Below are 18,071 nucleotides of genomic sequence, written 5' to 3' on the forward strand. Positions count from 1 at the left end.
AAAATATTAAATTATAATTATTTATATTTAAATTTAAATAATTTATTTTCATTTACTTTTATTTTATAAAATTATAAATACTTGTAAAATAAAGGATAAAAAATGAATAAGCAAAAAAATGACTTTGTCGTGTTGGAGAGCAAATATACAAATGATTTGTTTAGTATATATCATATTAAGCGAATTAACCTTGAAGTTTATACAGACAATGGTGTGATAAACAGCATAGCTGTATATATAAATGATGAAGAGTGGGAAGGATTCTCTGGGCTTGATAGAGAAAAATTAAGTGAGAGATTTGAGGAAGTGTTGCAAAGAGATATTTTAAGAGAAATTGGCAGTAGGCTCAATGCTGGTTGTGAAAACATTGATATGGAAATGCTCATTAAAGAGTGTGTAAAAAATATTAAAGCAAAGGAGCAGGAATGATCATTGCCATAGCAAATGAAAAGGGTGGTAGTGGCAAAACTACAATGGCAGTAAATCTAGCGTGCTATCTAGCCAAACAAGGTGATAAAGTAACACTTATTGACGCAGACCCACAGCGGAGCAGTGAAGTTTTTAGCAATAATAGAAGTGATAGTGAATTAAAGCCGTTATTTTCAAATATAAGTAAATTGGGCAGCTCACTAAAAGATGAAATCACTTTGCAAGAAAGCAAAAACGATTGTGTAATTATTGATACGGGAGGAGCTGATAGTAAAGAGATGCGAATAGCTATGAATAGGGCAAATTTGCTTATTATCCCCACAATCCCATCACAATATGATGTAGTGGTGCTAGATAGAATGCTAGAAGTGTTTAACTTGGCAAAAGAGAATAATCCAAAGCTTCATTGTCTTATCCTCTTTAACAAAATTAGTCCAAATCCATTTTTGCATAAAGAGTTAGATGAGTTAAGGGAATTTGTAGAATCTGCTATTAAAGATAAGAGCTTGGAGGAAGTAGCCATTCTAAAATCATTGATTTATGAGCGCAGAGCATATAAGAAGGCTGTAATAGATGGTAAAAGTCTAGATGAGTTTAACGATGATAAGGCAGAGAACGAATTTCAAGCTTTATGCGAGGAAATCGTGGCATTTGGAAAAACATTATAAATACTTATAAAATATTGTAAATAAAATTATTGTAAAATGTTTTAAATATTTTGATTAAGGAATTAAAAATGGGTGGATTTAAAAAACAAACAACACAGCCTCTACAAAGTAAAGGTGTGAGCGAAAACGAATTTGAGAATGGCGGTAGGGCTGAAATAAAGGGTGCAGTAAAAACAAAAGAATCTAAAAATAAAGACAATAAAGTTTTTAGCGTTTTGCTACCCATAGAGCTCATAGAGCGTCTAAAACGCTACCAAAATAGTGAAAATGCCAAAAGAATAGAGACACAAACATATATTTTCACTCAAGCACTCAATGCGTGGCTGGATAGTAAGGGGTTTGAAAACAAGGAGGATAAAGATGAATCAAAATAAAACAGCCTTTATCTTTGCTGGTGTTAATGGTGCTGGGAAAAGCACACTTTATTGGAACGAGGTTGAAAAAGGGGTGCGACTTGGGCAGAGAATTAATATGGACGAAATTGTGAGCAGCTTTGGGGATTGGCGCAGCAGTAAAGACCAAAATAGAGCTGCGAGAATAGCTCTAAAATTACAAAAGAGCCATATTGAAAACAATGAATCTTTCAACCAAGAAACTACGCTTTGTGGTAAAGGAATAGTGCGACTTTTTGAGCGATTAAAGGAGCAAGACTTTAAAATCTGTCTTTATTATGTTGGGGTAGATAGTATAGAGATTGCTAAAGAACGAGTAAAAATGCGTGTGGCAAAAGGCGGGCATAATATTGATGAAACCCTCATTGAGAGGCGTTATACCGCTTCACTTAATAATTTAAAGCAGATTCTACCATTTTGTGATGAAGTATTTTTATATGATAATTCACACAAGTTAAAAAAGATTGGAGAGATTATTTGTGGCAGAGTGTGCTTGTTTGAACAAGCTAAGTGGCTAGATTCAATACATTCAGAAAAAGATAACAAAGACAAGAATTTTAAGCAATAAATGTTTGTTTATAAAAACAGACTTCAAGTTTAATCTTATATTTACAATATTTTAATTTAAAATACTTGTAAAAGATTTTAATTATTTTTTACATAAGCTATAACCTATCTATTATCAGATTCACTCTCTAGCAATTCCTGTATCGCCGCCAATTGTCCATCGCAATTCTCTATTATCATTTCGCCCTTTGGATTCTTGCTTTGTATTGCTTCGTAGGTTATGCTGTGCATTGCTTGGCAAAAGCACCTTATCATTGCTTGGTCTGCTGCCTTGCTTATATGCCACATTGCCCTTGGACATTCCGCACATATCGGCATAGGATTTGGGTGGATTTCTAAGAGAAGGAGTGTTGGACTTGTATAAAGTGGCATTTGGTTTAATGATGCCTCCTTGTCCTCCAAGCTTTCGTTCTGCATTGTATTTTGCCCATTGTTCTCTTGTGTATTTTCTTGACTTAGGTTTTGCATTTTCTATCCTTTGTGTTAAATTTGCTTTTTTGGAGTAATAATTTGCCCACTCTTGCTTAGTATAGCGTTTTGGTGCATTCTTTGTGATGTTTGTAGAATCTGTGCTTTTTATATTGCTTTCTTTTAGCTTCATAGTCGTTACTACCTTAACCTTAGGGAGCTTTATGAAGCTTTTTTCTGCGCGATTCATTACAGATATATCCCACTTAGCAACCTTTGTTGCTGTGCTAATAGTATAAAGTCTGCCTTTAATTTTTTTCTCAAACTCATAAGGACGCAACTCATAGCCTATTTTTGCAATGCGCACATATTCTCCTTTTTGTAATTTAGAATCCTCTACAATCTGCCGCAGATTCTCTCCCCAAATGGTTGCATTGCCTTTGCGTGTGTAATAGCTAATAAAATAGCTAGGTTTATTGAGAATATCATTATTGTATGGTGCTTCACCAAAATCTAGCACTCTATAATAATGTGGTTTGGCATTATGTTCGTGCAAGGTTTTTGGTTCTACATATTCTAGATTATTGTTTGCGATTTGTCTTCCGCGAACCTTATCTCTTCTGCTTGTGGCGAGAGCATAGATTCCACGCTTGTTAAGATTGTCGGCAAAGCTCTTACGAATTTTCAAGCAATCTGCCTTTTTAATATCAATGCGCGAACCATCGTTGTTGGTAGCCTTTAAACAAATATGGCAATGAGGATTATCTGTATCATTGTGAAAGGCAAGTGTAAAATGCGTGTTTGGATAGAGATTTTTTATCGTTTCAAATGCAGCATTTCTAAGCGAACTCTCATCGCAGTCATCATAATCACGCATTGAAAAAACCATATTGTAAGTTTCTCTCCGCTCTGTTTTATTTTCATTTTCATTTGGGATAACATAGCCATTTTGATAGTTTTCAAGGCAATACACAAGGTCTTTTTTGTCGGTATAAATATTCAAATCAGAATCTATTAGCTCTAAACTCCCTTGCCTTGAAATATAATTAAGATGCGCACTCAATTGCTCTGTATTTTTCGCGCTTGAAGTGATTTTAAATACTACTTCATAGCCATTGTTTGATAATTTTTCACGCTTTAAAAGCTTAGCTTTTGCTGGATTGCTTTGGGCAATTTGCTTGAAAGAGACAAGTGGTTTTGATTTTTTTCTTGCGAGATTGATTTGATTAATTTTGGCGTGCTCAATTCGCACATTTTTTATTTTCTTTGCTTTCCACTCAAGTTCATCATCGCTAAATCTTTTTGGAGCAACACTCATTGTAAAATTCCTTGTGAATTATGACATAGTGCTTTAATCTCACTAGACATTCGTATAAGTTTGCTATCTAGGTGCTCTAATGTTGTAAGCAGATTAGAAGCTATGTTTGCTTCACTTTGTGTGTTTAACACTCGTGCAATTTGATTAATATTGACACCAATCTTATTTAGTTCGCTTCGAACAAGTGCAAGTGCCTCAATCTCTTTATTGTCAAGTATTTTGGAATTATAAATCATATTAAGTGTATGGAATTTTATAAACTTTGGCACGGAGCTTGTAGTTGTATTTTGCGCTATACATTTCAGCAAATCGTATTCTTTCTTTGTGAATGAGATTTTAATAGTCTTATAAACTTCTTTAGAAGACTCTTTGACAGATTCTATTCTTTTAAAGTGTTGTGAGCCTTGCAAATGTTTATACAGCAAATCATTAAGTATGCTTGATTTTGACATATGCAATTCTTTGGATAATTGATTTAAAACATCTGCATTTTGCAAAGAGATTCTAAATGAAATAATCGTATTTTTGTTTGCCACTTCCCTATCCTCATCCTTATGTTTGGTGTTTGCTATTTTGTTTGGTAATGCAAAAGTATTATCAAATAAAAACACTTCGTTTTGATTTTTTAAAACGACTTCCTAGCAAAATCTTTGCTAGGACTTTTCTCAAATTTGTGTTTTACAAAATTGAGACTTAAGAGCTTCGCAAGACACAGGACAAATTTTTAAATTTGTGGAAAAAAGGCTTAAAAAATGTATTACATTTTGCACCTTTTTTCCTATCCTGCATATTCTTAAAAACGCATTATTTCATACAAATATCAAATAGTCAAGTATTTTTGATATTTTATATCTATATATTTTTAAATTTATGTTATAAATTGATATTATTTTTATATAACACTAAAGGAAAGGTAACTTAAAATGGAAACGCCATATATTAAATTTTTGAGGGAACAGTATGCGGCTGCTATGAAAAAAGCAATTGCAAAAGAAAATGCAAAGCTCAATACTTTGTATAAAAATCTTTCACTTAGCATTTTTGATGAGGCACAAAACAATGAAGAGCTTAATAACATTATCAAGTCTTCTCCAAAAATCAACGAATCTTTTCAAAAGTTGGTAGCAATATTTAATGAAACTACACCAAAAAATACAAAATCTAATATAAAGGATAAAGAATGAGCATTTTCAATAATTTAAAAAAGACAGACGATGATTTTTTTGAAATTAGCTTTGAATCTAATGAGACCAATAAAACACTTAGCTTAGTGAATGAACATAAAGATACTTATGGACAAAACAATAATAAAGATGAAATTGATAGTGTGCTTTCTCATTTAGTCGCACTTGATGTTGCACGCAAAGAAAATATAAAAAGTAATGGCAATATAGATACACCGAATATAGAATTTAGCATTGCCTATGGATTAAATGGCAAGAGAGTAGAAGAATATATGTCTGTGCCATTGGGTATGGGACATTTTGAAAAAGGTATAAACCATTTGCGCGAAAATTTTGGAGTGGATTTAGAATCCAAAGTAGCACAAAAAGAAAAGGAGCATACCGATACTAGACTAGATAAATTTTGCTCTGCTTTAAAAATGCCACCGACACTAAGCTTAGATGAGCTAGACGATAGAGGTTGGGACACGATAGACAAAATGGCGTCTTTGGCACAAGGGCTATCTAGTCCTGAATTAGCTGGATTCTTAGCAGGATTTCAAGGAGCAATCAAAGAGAATCAAGGTAAGCATTCACAAAACAAAGAAATGGGTGATGAAAAATTTGTGCAGCTTATGGCTCAAAAGCTCAACATACAACTTGATGAAGCAAAACAAATTATGAATAACAGCAATGCGACAAAAGATAAGCCAAATACTCTCAATAATGAATCTAAAAATGAAGTCTCACAAACAAAGATTAATGAAATCAAAAAGAAAAGCGAAATCGCAATAAAAAATCAAAAAAAAGTAAAGATAAGACAAAGGAGCGAAGCAATCAAAATCCATCTTTGGGAAAGAATCTATAATGCCACGAGTTGCTACACACAAATATTATATTTATGTGCCATATAAAGATAGAGAAGAAGCTAAAAAGCTGGGTGCAAAATGGGATAGCGAATCTAAAAAGTGGTTTGTGCCAAATGGTGTGAATTTAGAAAAATTTAGCAAATGGCAATATCCACAAAAAAATGAAATTGATATGAACGAAGCTTTGGAGCAATTTAATAATGCCTTGCGTGAGTGTGGATTCCTTATTGACGGATTACCTGTAATGGATGGCAAAATCAAGCGAGCAAAAGTAGAGGGCGATAGAGGAAGCGAAAAAAGTGGTGCATATGTAGGTTATACTAATGGATACCCTGCTGGATATATTGAGAATTTTAAAACAGGAGAAAGAGTTAATTGGAAATTTAAGTTAGAACAAGAAGTTCAAGTTAAATCTCTAAGTAATGCAGAAATTGAAGCCATTAAAAAAACAAATGAATTAAGAGCAGCTCAAAGAAAGGAAGAGCAGTTAAGACTTAACGAAAAAACAGCTGCACGATTAAAAGATGAATACGATAATGCACAGATAGCGCAAGTCAATCACCCCTACTTGAAGGCAAAGGGCATTGAAGTTCAAAATTTAAGGGTGGATAGATTTGGTAATTTACTTATTCCTTTGAGTGATAGTGATGGTAAGATGTGGAGTGTGCAACGAATTGCTGCTAATGGCAATAAGATTATCGGTGTAATCAAAACTCAAAAAGAAAGAGAAAATGGCGAGGAATACTCAGCAAGGAAAAAAGGGTGCTTTTACAGCTCTGCACCATTAGATTTGCACGAGCAGTTTTATATCTGCGAGGGCTTTGCAACTGCTAAGAGTATAGAAATTCTGCTTGATAAGCCAAGCATAATGGCGGTAGATTCTGGAAATTTAATAAATGTATGCGAGGCACTACTTGAAAAATACCCCCATAAACAAATTACTATCTGCGCGGATAATGATTTAAAAAATGAAGTCAATACAGGACTTAATGCCGCATTAAAGTGTAAAGAAAAGTATCCTCAAATCAATGTTATTAAGCCAAGTATGGCGGATAAAAATATTAGTGATTTTAACGACTTAATGCGTCTTAAGGGTGTAGCAGTGGCAAGAGCAGATGTTAAATCACAACTAGCAGTAACGCAAATGCAATACAAATCTCAAGATAAGGAGGTGGGAAATGAAGCTGTAAGATTCTAATTTAAAGCAGTAATGCAGAATGCGATAAGAAAAAATCACAATCAAGGAGAATTAAGATGAATTTAACACAAGAACAAAAGCAGGAGGCAAAAGAGCTTCTATCAAAGCTTGAAAATCTTTATAATCACAGAGCTGGACTTGATATACTCAAAATAAATAGAGAAGATACATTGAGAGAGGAAATAGCTAGTATATGTGATATAAGAAATAAACAAGGAGAAATCCAGCCAAACAAGGTAAAAATGCCTTTGCTGTTGGCATTAATAGATGAAATATTCTTTGATAAAACCAACAAGAAAGAGGAGGAATACGCCTTAATGGACTCATACAGACAAGCTTTATCAGGCAAAGATGTCAATAAAGATACGATTAATGCCTATGTAGCGTTACAAGAGGAGATTAAGGAAAACAATCAGAATCTAAAAGAAGTATTCAAAGAAACCAGCACTCTAGATAAAGAAATCCTTGACGCTATTAATCTAATCGCAAAAGAAAGATACAAAGAGATTCTTAATAGCAAAAAGCTTAAGGTTGGAATGGAAGTAAAAGAGCCGAAAGATATGTCTGCAATTCTAACACTTATCAAGGAGCTTGAAAGTATTTTGAAGTAAAATAAGCATAGATTAAGGGGTATCCCCCTTAATTCTTACTCTTGTGAAAGGATTTTGCGGTCTATCTATACTATATAATAGCTAGATAAAATTAAAAATTGTGTATAATTTGATTTCTATTAGAGTTATGAAATTAGGGATTAAAAGTTATGAAAGCAAATGTCATTGATTTATTTTGCGGTGTTGGTGGTTTAAGTTTTGGACTTAAAAAAGCTGGCTTTAATATACTTGCTGGATATGATGTAGATTCTTCTTGTAAATATGCTTATGAAACCAATATTCAAGCAGATTTTATTAATAAAAACATAAAAAATACTTTTGCTAGTGAAATCACAAACTACTTTAATACTTCAAAGTCATCTATTAGGATACTTGTAGGATGTGCTCCCTGCCAAACATTTTCGCAATATACACAACAATCTAAACGAAAAATAAATAATAAAGATGATGAAAAATGGACATTGTTGAACGAATTTTTAAGAATTGCAATGGAGGTTCAACCAGAAATCATTAGTGTGGAAAATGTGCCCAATCTGATGAAATACCCAATCTTTGATAATTTTATAGAGGAGCTAAAGAAAAACAATTACTACATTAGTTATAGCATAGTGTTTTGTCCTGATTATGGGATTCCTCAAAATAGAAAGCGATTGGTATTGCTTGCATCAAAGTTAAAAGAAATTAAGATTATTGATAAAACCCATAATAAGGATAACTATGCAAGCGTTAGGGACACCATAGGAAATCTACCAAAAATTAAATCTGGAGAGCAATCCAAACTTGATAAATTGCATATTTCGCGCGCACTAACATCTATAAACATTCAAAGAATTAAAGCAACACCAAAGAATGGTGGGAGCTGGAAAGATTGGGACGAATCTTTAGTTTTAAAGTGTCATAAAAAGCCAATAGGGAAAAGCTATGGCAGTGTATATGGTAGAATGAAATGGGATGAACCTGCTCCTACAATGACAACTTTTTGCACAGGGATTGGTAATGGAAGATTCGGACACCCCGAACAAGACAGAGCTATTAGCTTAAGAGAGGCTAGCTTGCTACAAACTTTTCCGATAGACTATGATTTCATTGAAAACAAGAACGAGCCTCCGAAAATGGGAACAATATCAAGGCACATTGGAAATGCTGTTCCACCAAAACTTGGAGAAGTGATAGGGTTGAGTATTAAAGAGCATCTAAAGGATTACAAATGAGTGATAATATAATTGAATTTTCAATAGCCAATCAAGCGGCAACACATCTAGGCAGAAAATTATACAATAGCAATCCCCCTGCACTTGCAGAATTAGTAGCCAATTCTTATGATGCATATGCAACAAAAGTCAATATTATGATAAATAATAGTTTTATTTGCGTGATTGATAATGGTAGAGGGCTTAATATAGATGAATTGCGTAATAAATATGCGAAAATAGGTAAAAGGAAAATTCAAGAATTCCCCATTAATGACTTAAGTGAGAGAAAGCCTATGGGGCAAAAAGGAATTGGTAAGCTTGCTGCTTTTAGTTTGGGGGACGAATATTCTGTATATACCAAGAATTCATTGCAGAATAAATGGATTACTTTCAAGTTATTATATTCGGCTTTTATGAATGATGAAATAACATATCCTGTAGAATGGAGTGAAGTTGATAATCTTCCTGATTATTTAATGCAATATAACAATTATGATTCAGGTTTCATTGTGGTAATAGAGAGACCAATTAGAACGCCAACACAATCTACCATAGCCAATTTAAAAGTTCATTTATCAAGAAGATTTTATATTGCTTCTAGTGAAACCAATTTTACTCTCTATATTAATAATGAAATAGTGGATTTATATACTCATGAATATTATAAAAATATAGATTTTCTTGTGTATTTTGGCTATACGAACGATGAAATAAATTCAATCTTTCCAAACATAGATAATGATAAAAAAATCAAATATACTAAAAACAAAGAAGTGGTTGATTATATTGATGAACATGTAGAAGCAGGATTCAAAGGATGGTTTGGAAGCGCATTAAAACCGAAACAATTGCAAACAAAAGATTATGATTTTAACAATGTCATTGTTTATATACACAAAAAAATTGCTGATGAGAATATTTTTAAGGATAGCGGTAATGCTCGTATGGCAAGCCAATATTTAGTTGGAGAAATACAAGCTGATTTTTTGCATTCAGACGATTCTCCTATTACTTCAAGCAGACAAGGATTAGATACTTCTGATGAATATGTAAAAGAATTTATTGAGAATCTTGATTTTATAAGAAAATTTTTTATAGAGAAATGGGATGAATTTAGAAGCAAAGAGACCATAGAATATTTGCCAGAATCAATTAGGAACAATGATAGTTATAATAAATGGTTAGAAACTCTAGAGCCAAATGAAAAAAAATTGCATGATAAACTTTTAAATATGATGATGAAGCGTATTGATACAGCAGAAGATGAGACAATGCAGGATAGGGAAATAAAACAAATGATACAATCTATTGTAAATACGATAAACAATGTTCAAATAGTGGAAATAGAGAAAAAATTAAACATACAAGAAATTGATGATAAGTATATTGATTTTTTAAATATCTTAATGAATAAAATAGAAAAATCTGAAGCAACTAAGGCTTTTGAATTGGCTAAGCAGAGAATTTCGGCAATAAAAGAACTTGAAAAAATGTTGGAAGAAAAAGAATTAAAAGAAAAATTTTTTGAAGAGCATTTATATAAACATCCTTGGTTGATTAATCCATATTGGAATCAAAAAACTAGCAATCAAGATTCATTTAATACAATAAGGCAAAAATATTATAAAAGTATTGATAAGGAGGGAGATCAACATAGAAATTTCATTGATATTTTAATTGAAACAGCGGAAGAACAATATCCTATCATAGTTGAATTAAAGAAAAATACGCCAACAGGACATGCAAACATAGAATATGAGGATATAACAAAACAAATTAAACAATATAGACAAGCAGTGATGCAAAATTTGCCAAATAATATACAGAAACCCATAAAACCGACAGAAATTAAAGCATATTACATTATTTCTGAAGATGCTGGATTGAAAGATACTGGAAATACCATTTCATTTTCAGAAGATGAAATGAGGTATCTTAAAGATTCTAATATTGAATTGTTGAAATATAATCAAATTATTAGTAACGCATATTCATCTTATGATGAGTTCATAAAAATCATAAAGCAAGAAAAAAAGATTCCTAATTTTGATTAATTTATTAAATCTCCTGTTATCGCATTAAAGTAAATCTTCTGCCTTGTAAGATAGAACTTCTTATAAAGAATTATGGATAAAGACCAAGAGAATGGGAGAATTTTAAAAATACTTAAAGAAATTGATAAAATGGATAAACAATGATTTGTGCATTTACTTTGTAAGACCAGCTCTCTGCCATATTTGATAAAAGCTACGCAGAGCTTCGCTTTTCTAAAAATGGTGATGAAACACCAAAAAAGAATTTAGTATTGATAATCGCCCTGTTTTTTTGCCTTAATAGCTTTTTATTTTGGAGTTTTTCCTCTGCTTTTAGAAATGCGAGGCATTTATCAAAGCAATATTTATTTGTGTGGTTCTGCCACACAAAATATGTTGGTAATTTTGACTTTACGCAAAATTACTTGACCGATTAGGATTTTTAAGATAAAATCTAAAATTAGATTTTATCTTAAATTATATATTTAATGTAATTTTAAGCTTTTATCTTGCTGAATTAAAAACTTTTGTCATTTGGGAACTTTTAAGGGAACTTCTTACAATTAAAGTCTTATAAAACACTATAAATAGGCTTATTTGATAATTTTATTAGAATCCCTTCCTCTCTGCCATAGTTTCTTTTCTTTCATTTCACTTGATTTCAAAAACCTGCCAAATAGTTTCATTCAGGGAACTTTTCCTTTTAATCATCATTGCTTTTAAGCCAATATGCTATAATAGCAACATACTTTAGGGCAAAGGAGATACTATGACGACACCTATCACAAAAAAAGCTATTTTTGGCACAAGATTTGAGCTTGATGAGGAAAAAATATTGCGTGAGGATATATATGACTTACAAGATATGTATGCAAAGATAGAGGAATTCGCCATAAAAAGAGCTGGGCTTACAAAGGTATCTAAAAATCATTATGAGTTTAGAGGTGAGAAAAATGCTCAAGCACATTTGGGAATCTTGGTATTTAATTGTTTATTACATTGTGATTGGTTCACAAAAAATGTCAAAAACTGGGAATGGCTAGGCGATAGCAATGATGAAAACTATGTGGGGGATATGATAGAATTTTTTAAAAGAGATCCAGAGAATGAAATTTGGCAAAACCGATAATAAGAGACTCAAATCCATAGCCTTTGACTTAGATACTAAAGCTTTGCAAGAGCATTACACAAAAGGTGATTGGCATAATGCTTATAATGATATAGCTGCTTTTTTAGGTAAGCAGCATTTTACACTTTCTCAAGGTTCTGTGTATGATTCTACGACAAAATTCAGTGATAGGGAATTGGGATTTTTAATTGAAACAATGAGTGAGGAACTCACTTGGCTACCTCATTGTGTTAAAAGCATACGAGGTTTATGACCAACCTGTAATGATTGATTATACACAGCAGCTAAGAGATAGTGCTACACAAGATTTAAGCTTAACCAACAAACAAGATAAAGCCACGCAAAAGCTCAAGGAAAAGATAGGTAACTAAGATTTGAAAGAATATTAAATTACGATGAGAATCTAGGAGATTTTAAAACAACCTCCATTTTGCACAACCCCCTAAACCAAATAATGCCCAAATTTATTTTAGCCCTATTTAGGATCAAATATGTTAAGAAACTGCTCCAAACAAAAAAGCTGCCATTTTTGATCTCCACTTAATTGAATGTTGGGAGAAAGCAGAAATTCATCTCGTTTTGGCTCATAATCTCTCAACCAATAATCCACCTCCCGTGGCATAGGAATTTTATTTGGAATCTCCATTCCCTTATATCGCATTGAAAAAAGCTCTCGCACTATATATTTTGGCTCACCATTTCTAATTCTATACAAATCTAATGGGGCAGACATTCTAACTTTTTGAGCGGGATCAAGGTATCTCATATTATTTTTTTGGAACATATGCCAATAAGAAGTGCTTGATTCTATGGCAAATACTTCGTCCATAAATCTTAAAAAATCAATCTTGTTACCCAAACGATATGGCTCAAACATACATTTTGTATCAACATATGATTTCAATGCTAGACTTGGTTCTAAAAAAGTATAACGTTCTACAAACTCATCAAATCCCCAATCTTTAGCGAGTAATTTATCCATACCGCCAAATACTAAGTCAAAACTTTCACCCACACACATTGTGTCAATCCCAAGTCTTTTGGCAGTGCTTAACGCAATATCAATCAAGGGTTCTATGGAATGGCAAGGCACACCATCAAATGCAAAAATGTCGGGCAATCTCGCTACAACATCTTCCCAATAAACAGGCACTACAATATGCTCTAGCCCATAATACTCTGCATATCTATGCGCATTTTCTGTCTCATCAATAGCATTAGGTGAACCTATACATTTTAATGTAAAAGCCTTTGCGCCTTTTGGGAGATAGGAAGCAACAATAGCAGAATCTATTCCTCCGCTTAGCATAATACCCGTGCTGTTGGGATTAAGTCCTTGCATTTTTTTAGCAATATAAGAATCTAGCTCTTTTGCATCTGCAATAGTGTCTATGGTGGAATCTAAAACAAGATTTCGATGCGATAAATGAGGAAAAAAATTCCTAGACTCATCTGCAACATACCTAAAAGCCAAATAGTGGCTCATACAATATACCTTATCATCTAGTATGGAATCACTTGTTCCCATAATTACTCCTTTAGTAAGATTTACAGCAAATATGCCCTCAAATACAAACAGGCAACATAAGAAACAAATAGTGCAAAAAGAATAAGTAACCGAAAGAAAGTGAAAGAATAAAAAGTAAGAACTAGAAGTGATTTATAATATGTAGCACAATTAAGTGCTACCCCCCCCCCCGATATTTATCAAACACTTCCACGAAAGTGTTTAGATTATATATCATAAATTTCTCCCAAGCGGTGAAACAACTCAAATCATTGCTTTTAAAAATTTGTGTATGCAAATCCATAGTAAAAGGCTTTTTCTTATCCCATAAGGCAAATGGAACAGGAAAGCCTTTTTTGACACGATTAATGATAGATTCTGGAAGATATGATTTAGCAATATATTTTAATAAAAACTTCGCAATACAATATTTATCGCTAAAATATTTATAATCTTTAATATATTGTGGCACAGGAATATTTGCACATACTTTATAATCAAATGGAAGACTATTTACAAAATCTATTAATGCAGAATCTAAAAACACAAAACCATTTTCAAAGCCACAAAAACTAAGTGCATTAGCCCCTCTATCAACTAAGCCACGAGTATGCAAAGATTGTATGAAATGTAGCATAATATTACGTATATCATCTGGCATATTTACCAAAGACAATGGGGCAATGAGTTCCATATCATCTACAATATACTGGTCGTGAATAATTGATTTTAATTTTTGTGATGAGATATAACGATAGTTGGATAAAATATAGCGATAAAAATCTTTCTTGTCCCCTTGAAAGCTGACATACATCAGTAAATTATGAGAATAGCCGCCAAACAAGTCATCTGCACCTTCCCCACACAAAACAATATCACAACAATCTTTTCTAGCCTGTGTTTCAGCATAAGCAAGTGGCAATTCATTTGGGTGTAAGGGTGCAGCCTTATGCTTGATTAAGGCTTTCATCAAAGAATCTTTGTCAAAAAAATCTGTGTAATCTAGCACCTTTTCATAATGAATAGTAAAAAATCTATTGGCAACTTCTCTAGAGTATTCAAACTCATCATCTCCATAAAAGCCCATACTATATGTGTAAATTTCCCTTTCTGGATATAGTCTTTTACATATTGCCACAAGTAAGGAGCTGTCAAGTCCGCCGCTTAATAAAATACCAATTCTACGCGCATTTTGAACCTTTTTTTTAATAGATTCTATAAGTAAATATTCAGCTATTGTAGCAGATTGACTAATACTTATGTCTTTCCTAGTATCAAACCTAAGAGAATTAAAGGAATCTAAATGACTCTTGCGTCTAAAATCATCAAACATTGTCCAATGCAACACAGGATAACGGAAGCTAAAAAAACTTGTGATTCCATAAGCACTATAATCACTAAAGCCATTTTTACAAACAGCCTGTGATAAATTCTCATAATAGATTTGTTCATCTATTTTATGAAACCTATTCTGTAATCCAAACATCATTTCATACATTATTTACCCTTACTCAACTTTACTTTATTTCTGCTAACTCTTGTTTAGTCATTTGAGCGCCCGGTGTAACTTGCTCTCCCTCGCTACCATAACAATAATAGCACGCACTAATTGGAGAAGCTGCTCGTATAAAGTCTTGTAAATTCCTATAGCTAAACACAGGCAGCACCCCCCCCCCCCCCGAATCTCGTAAGGGTGTCAAATATTCTTTGAGCATTCGGTCGCACGTGTATGCCATCTAATGCACATAGAGAAAAATTTTGCACAATATGTGAAATAGTTGCCCTAGAACAACGCGTAATAAAACCATTTTCCATTGTTAAACACTCTTTGGCAAAAGTGCAAGAATCAAATACTTTTTGCATATATTCTTCTGGCAGTCTCTTCATATATTTGTCGCCACATTTGCTCCACAAACCTTCGCCCCTATAAACATTCCTCCGAATCACAGCTACGCCATATTTGTCTAGCATTTCTTCTAGTTTTTCAGCACTTTTTGCATTCACTTCTCCATAATCAGACACCCTAACAAAAAATTTTTTATGCTGTAAAAGTTTTAATACAGGATCTTTTGGAATAATCGTGGCATTTGTAGCCACACAAACATATCGTATTCTGTCTTGTTTTGCTACAAATTCTAAAATATCCTTACAATGAGGATGCAAGAAAAATTCACCACCCTGAAATTGTAAATAAGCAATCCTAGATTCTGTGATGAGCGCTTGTATATCAGCAATAATCTCTTCGTAAGGATAAAATGGTAATTGCTTTGCGAGATATGGGGAGAAGTTAGCACAATTCCTGCACTTCAATGTGCAATTTTGCCCGACTATCACAACAATATTATTAATCGTATTAACATATTGTATGAGCAGCTTATCTTTGTAGCTAGATTCTGGTAAAAGTTGAATAAGTTTTTTTCTTGCAAATCTTCCAATCTTATACATAATATCCATATTGCACTCCTCCATTATTGATTTTGTTCTGCTTCTTGCCGAAGTGAGAGTAAAACATTATTAAGCAAGGTTGAACTTGTGCCTTGTGTGTATGGAAAATATACAATTCTCACACCTCTTTTTGCAAATTCTTCATCAATTTTTTGCCATTTTGGCGTAGCAAACCAATCATCGCCAACAAACATAATGTCAAATTTTAATTTATCGTGCATAGCAAGCTTGTCCATATTTTCTTGTGGAATAACAGCATCTACAAATCTAATATTTCTCACAATTTCCATTCTCTCGTGAAAAGGAATAACTGCTTTTTTGTTCTTATAACCTACTAACTCATCAGTAGTAATTCCAACAATTAGCTTATCGCACATAGATTTTGCATTACGCAATAAATTCAAATGTCCAATATGAAACAAATCATAAACACCAGTTGTATAACCAACTATCATTGTTGCTCCTCCAATCACTTATAGGTTTTTTGCATATCTTCAAGTAATACTGATAAAATAGTATTTGTGCTACCATTCTTAGGAAAATAAAAATTCTGTTTCAAAATTTCATCCCTAAGAGCAAATCTAGTAAAGAAAGTTGCCTCATAGTCATCACGAAATCGTGCCAAAAACTCCAATAAATCATCTGCATTACTAGCAATAAAACAACCTTGCAATACGCGCAATGCCCACCAATTAACTTCTGAACGAAAATCGCCCTGTGTATAGATTGTAGGCTTACCACTAAGAAATGCGTAAATCAACATAGAGCTTGTGTCTGAGACCAAAACATCAGCGCGTGAAAAACTCTCAATAATGCTAGGACTTTCGTCCCAAAGCCCATTTTGCTGCACATCATTTTTAAAACTATCCCATTGCGCTTGTGTCATAATTTTTTGATTATGGACAACATAATCGTGGAGATTTGGGTGCGGACGAAAATGTAAAAGGATTCTGCTAGCTTTTGCTTCTAGTAACAGCAATTTGGTATAGCTTAAAAAAGTGGAGTGTGTCTCCTTGACACCCCACCGAGGCATATAGAGCACACGAATGCGATGAGGACATCTTACTGAATCTGGTTTGAGTGATGCTTGATGTTGCTGTATAGTTTGTGCGCTATTAGCATATGCAATCAATTCATCAAATCTTGCGCACCCGGTAACTTTAATTGTAAGCAGACTTTTATTTTTCTGTTGAGCACCTGCAACTTGAGCGTGAAATGTTGTAGGTGAAAATAGGTAGTCATAATAACGTAGATTATCCTCACTATAGGCGCAAACATCATCGTGTAATTCAAAAGCATATACTCCATATTCAACATAGCAAAGCTTAGAAATAATTGCAATATGTCTGCTATGCCAAGTTTCTGGACGTAGCCCACTATAAGGGCGAGTAGTAAAGCAATAATGCGCCATACAATCACTAGGGGTGAGATAGGTCATTGCATTAAAAGCGTGATTCTCTTCCCATTTATCAAATCCCAAAATGCAAAGCAAGTTTGTTTGTGTTTGTAGGGATTGAGAGAATAGAGAGTTGATTACCTGTGCGTAAGATTTATGCTTTTGCTCTTGATTGATTCTTAATTCTGCACAAACTCTATCTAAATCTTCTTTTGTAATGACAGGACAATGCATTTTGTGAGCAAATGTTTGCAAGCAATGACTAGCACCTAAATCATAAAATCTATTACTGCTGACCTTTGAGGGCATAGCAAGCACAATGACTTCAAAAACTGGATTTTTTAAAAAAGTGTGCGCTATTGGCTCTAACGCCTCCCAACTTGCTCCCCAATCATTGTAAAAAACAACACGAATTTTATATGTAATGTCTAATAAATCAGTATTTTGCGGGGGGGGGGGGAGCAAATGCACTAGGGGCGCAAATGGTGCGAGATTGAAAAAGTGTATTAAAGTTTTTCTGCTCTTGATGTCTAGCTATGGCTTGACGCATTGATTGTAATTTACGCCAAAGCATAGTAGGACACAGCTTTTTGACTATCTGTTTGAATGTCCTAATAACCTTTACTACCACCACTATCTCCAAATATGCTTGTCTGCCTCTTACTGCCTTTCAAGCTTAACATCTTAGGCTATAAAATATATGCAAAGTATCAAATACAAAAACAAAGAGCGGATTGTAATACAA

20 protein-coding genes are annotated in these 18,071 nt (G+C 33.3%); 12 read left to right on the top strand and 8 right to left on the bottom strand.

All coding sequences use genetic code 11. The annotated features are described in order from the left end of the window. The first annotated feature begins 102 nt into the window (after nucleotides 1–102). From BN2458_RS07795 to BN2458_RS07810, 4 genes are all read left to right on the top strand, one after another. The gene (locus BN2458_RS07795; RefSeq protein WP_023945957.1) at nucleotides 103–429 is read left to right on the top strand and encodes a hypothetical protein; all 327 of its coding nucleotides are present in this window, start codon (nucleotides 103–105) and stop codon (nucleotides 427–429) included. Next, the gene (locus BN2458_RS07800; RefSeq protein WP_034327553.1) at nucleotides 426–1,097 is read left to right on the top strand and encodes an AAA family ATPase; all 672 of its coding nucleotides are present in this window, start codon (nucleotides 426–428) and stop codon (nucleotides 1,095–1,097) included. The genes BN2458_RS07795 and BN2458_RS07800 overlap by 4 nt, the downstream gene beginning before the upstream one ends. Nucleotides 1,098–1,165: 68 nt before the next feature. After that, nucleotides 1,166–1,471: a hypothetical protein gene (locus BN2458_RS07805; RefSeq protein WP_034327555.1), complete on the top strand. Its 306-nt coding sequence runs from the start codon at nucleotides 1,166–1,168 to the stop codon at nucleotides 1,469–1,471. After that, complete coding sequence (locus tag BN2458_RS07810) at nucleotides 1,458–2,057, top strand: ATPase (protein ID WP_034327557.1); 600 nt, start codon at nucleotides 1,458–1,460, stop codon at nucleotides 2,055–2,057. Before BN2458_RS07805 ends, BN2458_RS07810 begins: the two co-directional genes overlap by 14 nt. Nucleotides 2,058–2,177: 120 nt before the next feature. Here the strand turns inward: BN2458_RS07810 and mobP1 are convergent, their stop codons facing one another. Both mobP1 and mobC read right to left on the bottom strand, forming a co-directional pair. Further along, nucleotides 2,178–3,782, bottom strand: a complete 1,605-nt coding sequence (gene mobP1 / locus BN2458_RS07815; RefSeq protein WP_034342967.1) for a MobP1 family relaxase — start codon at nucleotides 3,780–3,782, stop codon at nucleotides 2,178–2,180. Continuing rightward, the gene (mobC, locus tag BN2458_RS07820) at nucleotides 3,779–4,318 is read right to left on the bottom strand and encodes a plasmid mobilization relaxosome protein MobC (RefSeq protein ID WP_138092070.1); all 540 of its coding nucleotides are present in this window, start codon (nucleotides 4,316–4,318) and stop codon (nucleotides 3,779–3,781) included. The genes mobP1 and mobC overlap by 4 nt, the downstream gene beginning before the upstream one ends. A 387-nt stretch (nucleotides 4,319–4,705) precedes the next feature. On the opposite strand from mobC, the gene BN2458_RS07825 reads away from it, so the two are divergent. From BN2458_RS07825 to BN2458_RS07860, 8 genes are all read left to right on the top strand, one after another. Further along, entirely contained in the window at nucleotides 4,706–4,966 is a 261-nt protein-coding gene (locus tag BN2458_RS07825; protein ID WP_034342971.1) for a Ku70/Ku80 C-terminal arm domain-containing protein, read from the top strand. After that, complete coding sequence (locus BN2458_RS07830) at nucleotides 4,963–5,859, top strand: hypothetical protein (protein ID WP_058122084.1); 897 nt, start codon at nucleotides 4,963–4,965, stop codon at nucleotides 5,857–5,859. Before BN2458_RS07825 ends, BN2458_RS07830 begins: the two co-directional genes overlap by 4 nt. Further along, nucleotides 5,813–7,012 carry a DUF5710 domain-containing protein gene (locus BN2458_RS07835; protein ID WP_034342975.1) on the top strand — a complete coding sequence of 400 codons (1,200 nt, stop codon included), beginning with the start codon at nucleotides 5,813–5,815 and terminating at the stop codon, nucleotides 7,010–7,012. The genes BN2458_RS07830 and BN2458_RS07835 overlap by 47 nt, the downstream gene beginning before the upstream one ends. Before the next feature lie 56 nt (nucleotides 7,013–7,068). Next, nucleotides 7,069–7,623 (top strand): hypothetical protein, encoded by a 555-nt coding sequence (locus tag BN2458_RS07840; RefSeq protein WP_034327567.1) that lies wholly within the window; start codon nucleotides 7,069–7,071, stop codon nucleotides 7,621–7,623. A 149-nt stretch (nucleotides 7,624–7,772) separates the two neighbouring features. Further along, a complete protein-coding gene (locus BN2458_RS07845; protein ID WP_034342978.1) occupies nucleotides 7,773–8,834 on the top strand; it encodes a DNA cytosine methyltransferase in 1,062 nt (353 codons plus the stop codon). Continuing rightward, entirely contained in the window at nucleotides 8,831–10,870 is a 2,040-nt protein-coding gene (locus BN2458_RS07850) for an ATP-binding protein (protein ID WP_034342980.1), read from the top strand. The genes BN2458_RS07845 and BN2458_RS07850 overlap by 4 nt, the downstream gene beginning before the upstream one ends. Before the next feature lie 748 nt (nucleotides 10,871–11,618). Then, nucleotides 11,619–11,978 carry a hypothetical protein gene (locus tag BN2458_RS07855; protein WP_064504567.1) on the top strand — a complete coding sequence of 120 codons (360 nt, stop codon included), beginning with the start codon at nucleotides 11,619–11,621 and terminating at the stop codon, nucleotides 11,976–11,978. Next, entirely contained in the window at nucleotides 11,956–12,231 is a 276-nt protein-coding gene (locus tag BN2458_RS07860) for a hypothetical protein (protein ID WP_231944768.1), read from the top strand. Before BN2458_RS07855 ends, BN2458_RS07860 begins: the two co-directional genes overlap by 23 nt. Nucleotides 12,232–12,453: 222 nt before the next feature. Here BN2458_RS07860 and BN2458_RS07865 read toward each other — a convergent pair whose 3' ends face one another. From BN2458_RS07865 to BN2458_RS10080, 6 genes are all read right to left on the bottom strand, one after another. Further along, nucleotides 12,454–13,506: an asparagine synthase-related protein gene (locus tag BN2458_RS07865; RefSeq protein WP_034328121.1), complete on the bottom strand. Its 1,053-nt coding sequence runs from the start codon at nucleotides 13,504–13,506 to the stop codon at nucleotides 12,454–12,456. Between the two features lie 157 nt (nucleotides 13,507–13,663). Then, complete coding sequence (locus BN2458_RS07870; protein ID WP_034342983.1) at nucleotides 13,664–14,983, bottom strand: asparagine synthase-related protein; 1,320 nt, start codon at nucleotides 14,981–14,983, stop codon at nucleotides 13,664–13,666. Nucleotides 14,984–15,135: 152 nt separating this feature from the next. Further along, nucleotides 15,136–15,939: a radical SAM protein gene (locus BN2458_RS07875; RefSeq protein ID WP_034343966.1), complete on the bottom strand. Its 804-nt coding sequence runs from the start codon at nucleotides 15,937–15,939 to the stop codon at nucleotides 15,136–15,138. Between the two features lie 14 nt (nucleotides 15,940–15,953). Then, nucleotides 15,954–16,385: an adenylyltransferase/cytidyltransferase family protein gene (locus tag BN2458_RS07880; protein ID WP_034327894.1), complete on the bottom strand. Its 432-nt coding sequence runs from the start codon at nucleotides 16,383–16,385 to the stop codon at nucleotides 15,954–15,956. A gap of 14 nt (nucleotides 16,386–16,399) precedes the next feature. Then, a complete protein-coding gene (locus tag BN2458_RS07885; protein WP_058122085.1) occupies nucleotides 16,400–17,797 on the bottom strand; it encodes a CDP-glycerol glycerophosphotransferase family protein in 1,398 nt (465 codons plus the stop codon). After that, nucleotides 17,763–17,957, bottom strand: coding sequence for a hypothetical protein (locus BN2458_RS10080; RefSeq protein WP_161594507.1), 195 nt, complete (start codon nucleotides 17,955–17,957; stop codon nucleotides 17,763–17,765). Before BN2458_RS10080 ends, BN2458_RS07885 begins: the two co-directional genes overlap by 35 nt. Nucleotides 17,958–18,071 lie beyond the last annotated feature (114 nt).

Source organism: Helicobacter typhlonius, assembly GCF_001460635.1.
GTDB classification, from domain to species: domain Bacteria; phylum Campylobacterota; class Campylobacteria; order Campylobacterales; family Helicobacteraceae; genus Helicobacter_C; species Helicobacter_C typhlonius.

Coding starts and splice junctions, on each gene's coding strand:
- BN2458_RS07795 (WP_023945957.1), top strand. CDS start 103: ATGAATAAGCAAAAAAATGACTTTGTCGTGTTGGAGAGCAAATATACA.
- BN2458_RS07800 (WP_034327553.1), top strand. CDS start 426: ATGATCATTGCCATAGCAAATGAAAAGGGTGGTAGTGGCAAAACTACA.
- BN2458_RS07805 (WP_034327555.1), top strand. CDS start 1,166: ATGGGTGGATTTAAAAAACAAACAACACAGCCTCTACAAAGTAAAGGT.
- BN2458_RS07810 (WP_034327557.1), top strand. CDS start 1,458: ATGAATCAAAATAAAACAGCCTTTATCTTTGCTGGTGTTAATGGTGCT.
- mobP1 (WP_034342967.1), bottom strand. CDS start 3,782: ATGAGTGTTGCTCCAAAAAGATTTAGCGATGATGAACTTGAGTGGAAA.
- BN2458_RS07825 (WP_034342971.1), top strand. CDS start 4,706: ATGGAAACGCCATATATTAAATTTTTGAGGGAACAGTATGCGGCTGCT.
- BN2458_RS07830 (WP_058122084.1), top strand. CDS start 4,963: ATGAGCATTTTCAATAATTTAAAAAAGACAGACGATGATTTTTTTGAA.
- BN2458_RS07835 (WP_034342975.1), top strand. CDS start 5,813: ATGCCACGAGTTGCTACACACAAATATTATATTTATGTGCCATATAAA.
- BN2458_RS07840 (WP_034327567.1), top strand. CDS start 7,069: ATGAATTTAACACAAGAACAAAAGCAGGAGGCAAAAGAGCTTCTATCA.
- BN2458_RS07845 (WP_034342978.1), top strand. CDS start 7,773: ATGAAAGCAAATGTCATTGATTTATTTTGCGGTGTTGGTGGTTTAAGT.
- BN2458_RS07850 (WP_034342980.1), top strand. CDS start 8,831: ATGAGTGATAATATAATTGAATTTTCAATAGCCAATCAAGCGGCAACA.
- BN2458_RS07855 (WP_064504567.1), top strand. CDS start 11,619: ATGACGACACCTATCACAAAAAAAGCTATTTTTGGCACAAGATTTGAG.
- BN2458_RS07860 (WP_231944768.1), top strand. CDS start 11,956: ATGAAATTTGGCAAAACCGATAATAAGAGACTCAAATCCATAGCCTTT.
- BN2458_RS07865 (WP_034328121.1), bottom strand. CDS start 13,506: ATGGGAACAAGTGATTCCATACTAGATGATAAGGTATATTGTATGAGC.
- BN2458_RS07870 (WP_034342983.1), bottom strand. CDS start 14,983: ATGTATGAAATGATGTTTGGATTACAGAATAGGTTTCATAAAATAGAT.
- BN2458_RS07875 (WP_034343966.1), bottom strand. CDS start 15,939: ATGGATATTATGTATAAGATTGGAAGATTTGCAAGAAAAAAACTTATT.
- BN2458_RS07880 (WP_034327894.1), bottom strand. CDS start 16,385: ATGATAGTTGGTTATACAACTGGTGTTTATGATTTGTTTCATATTGGA.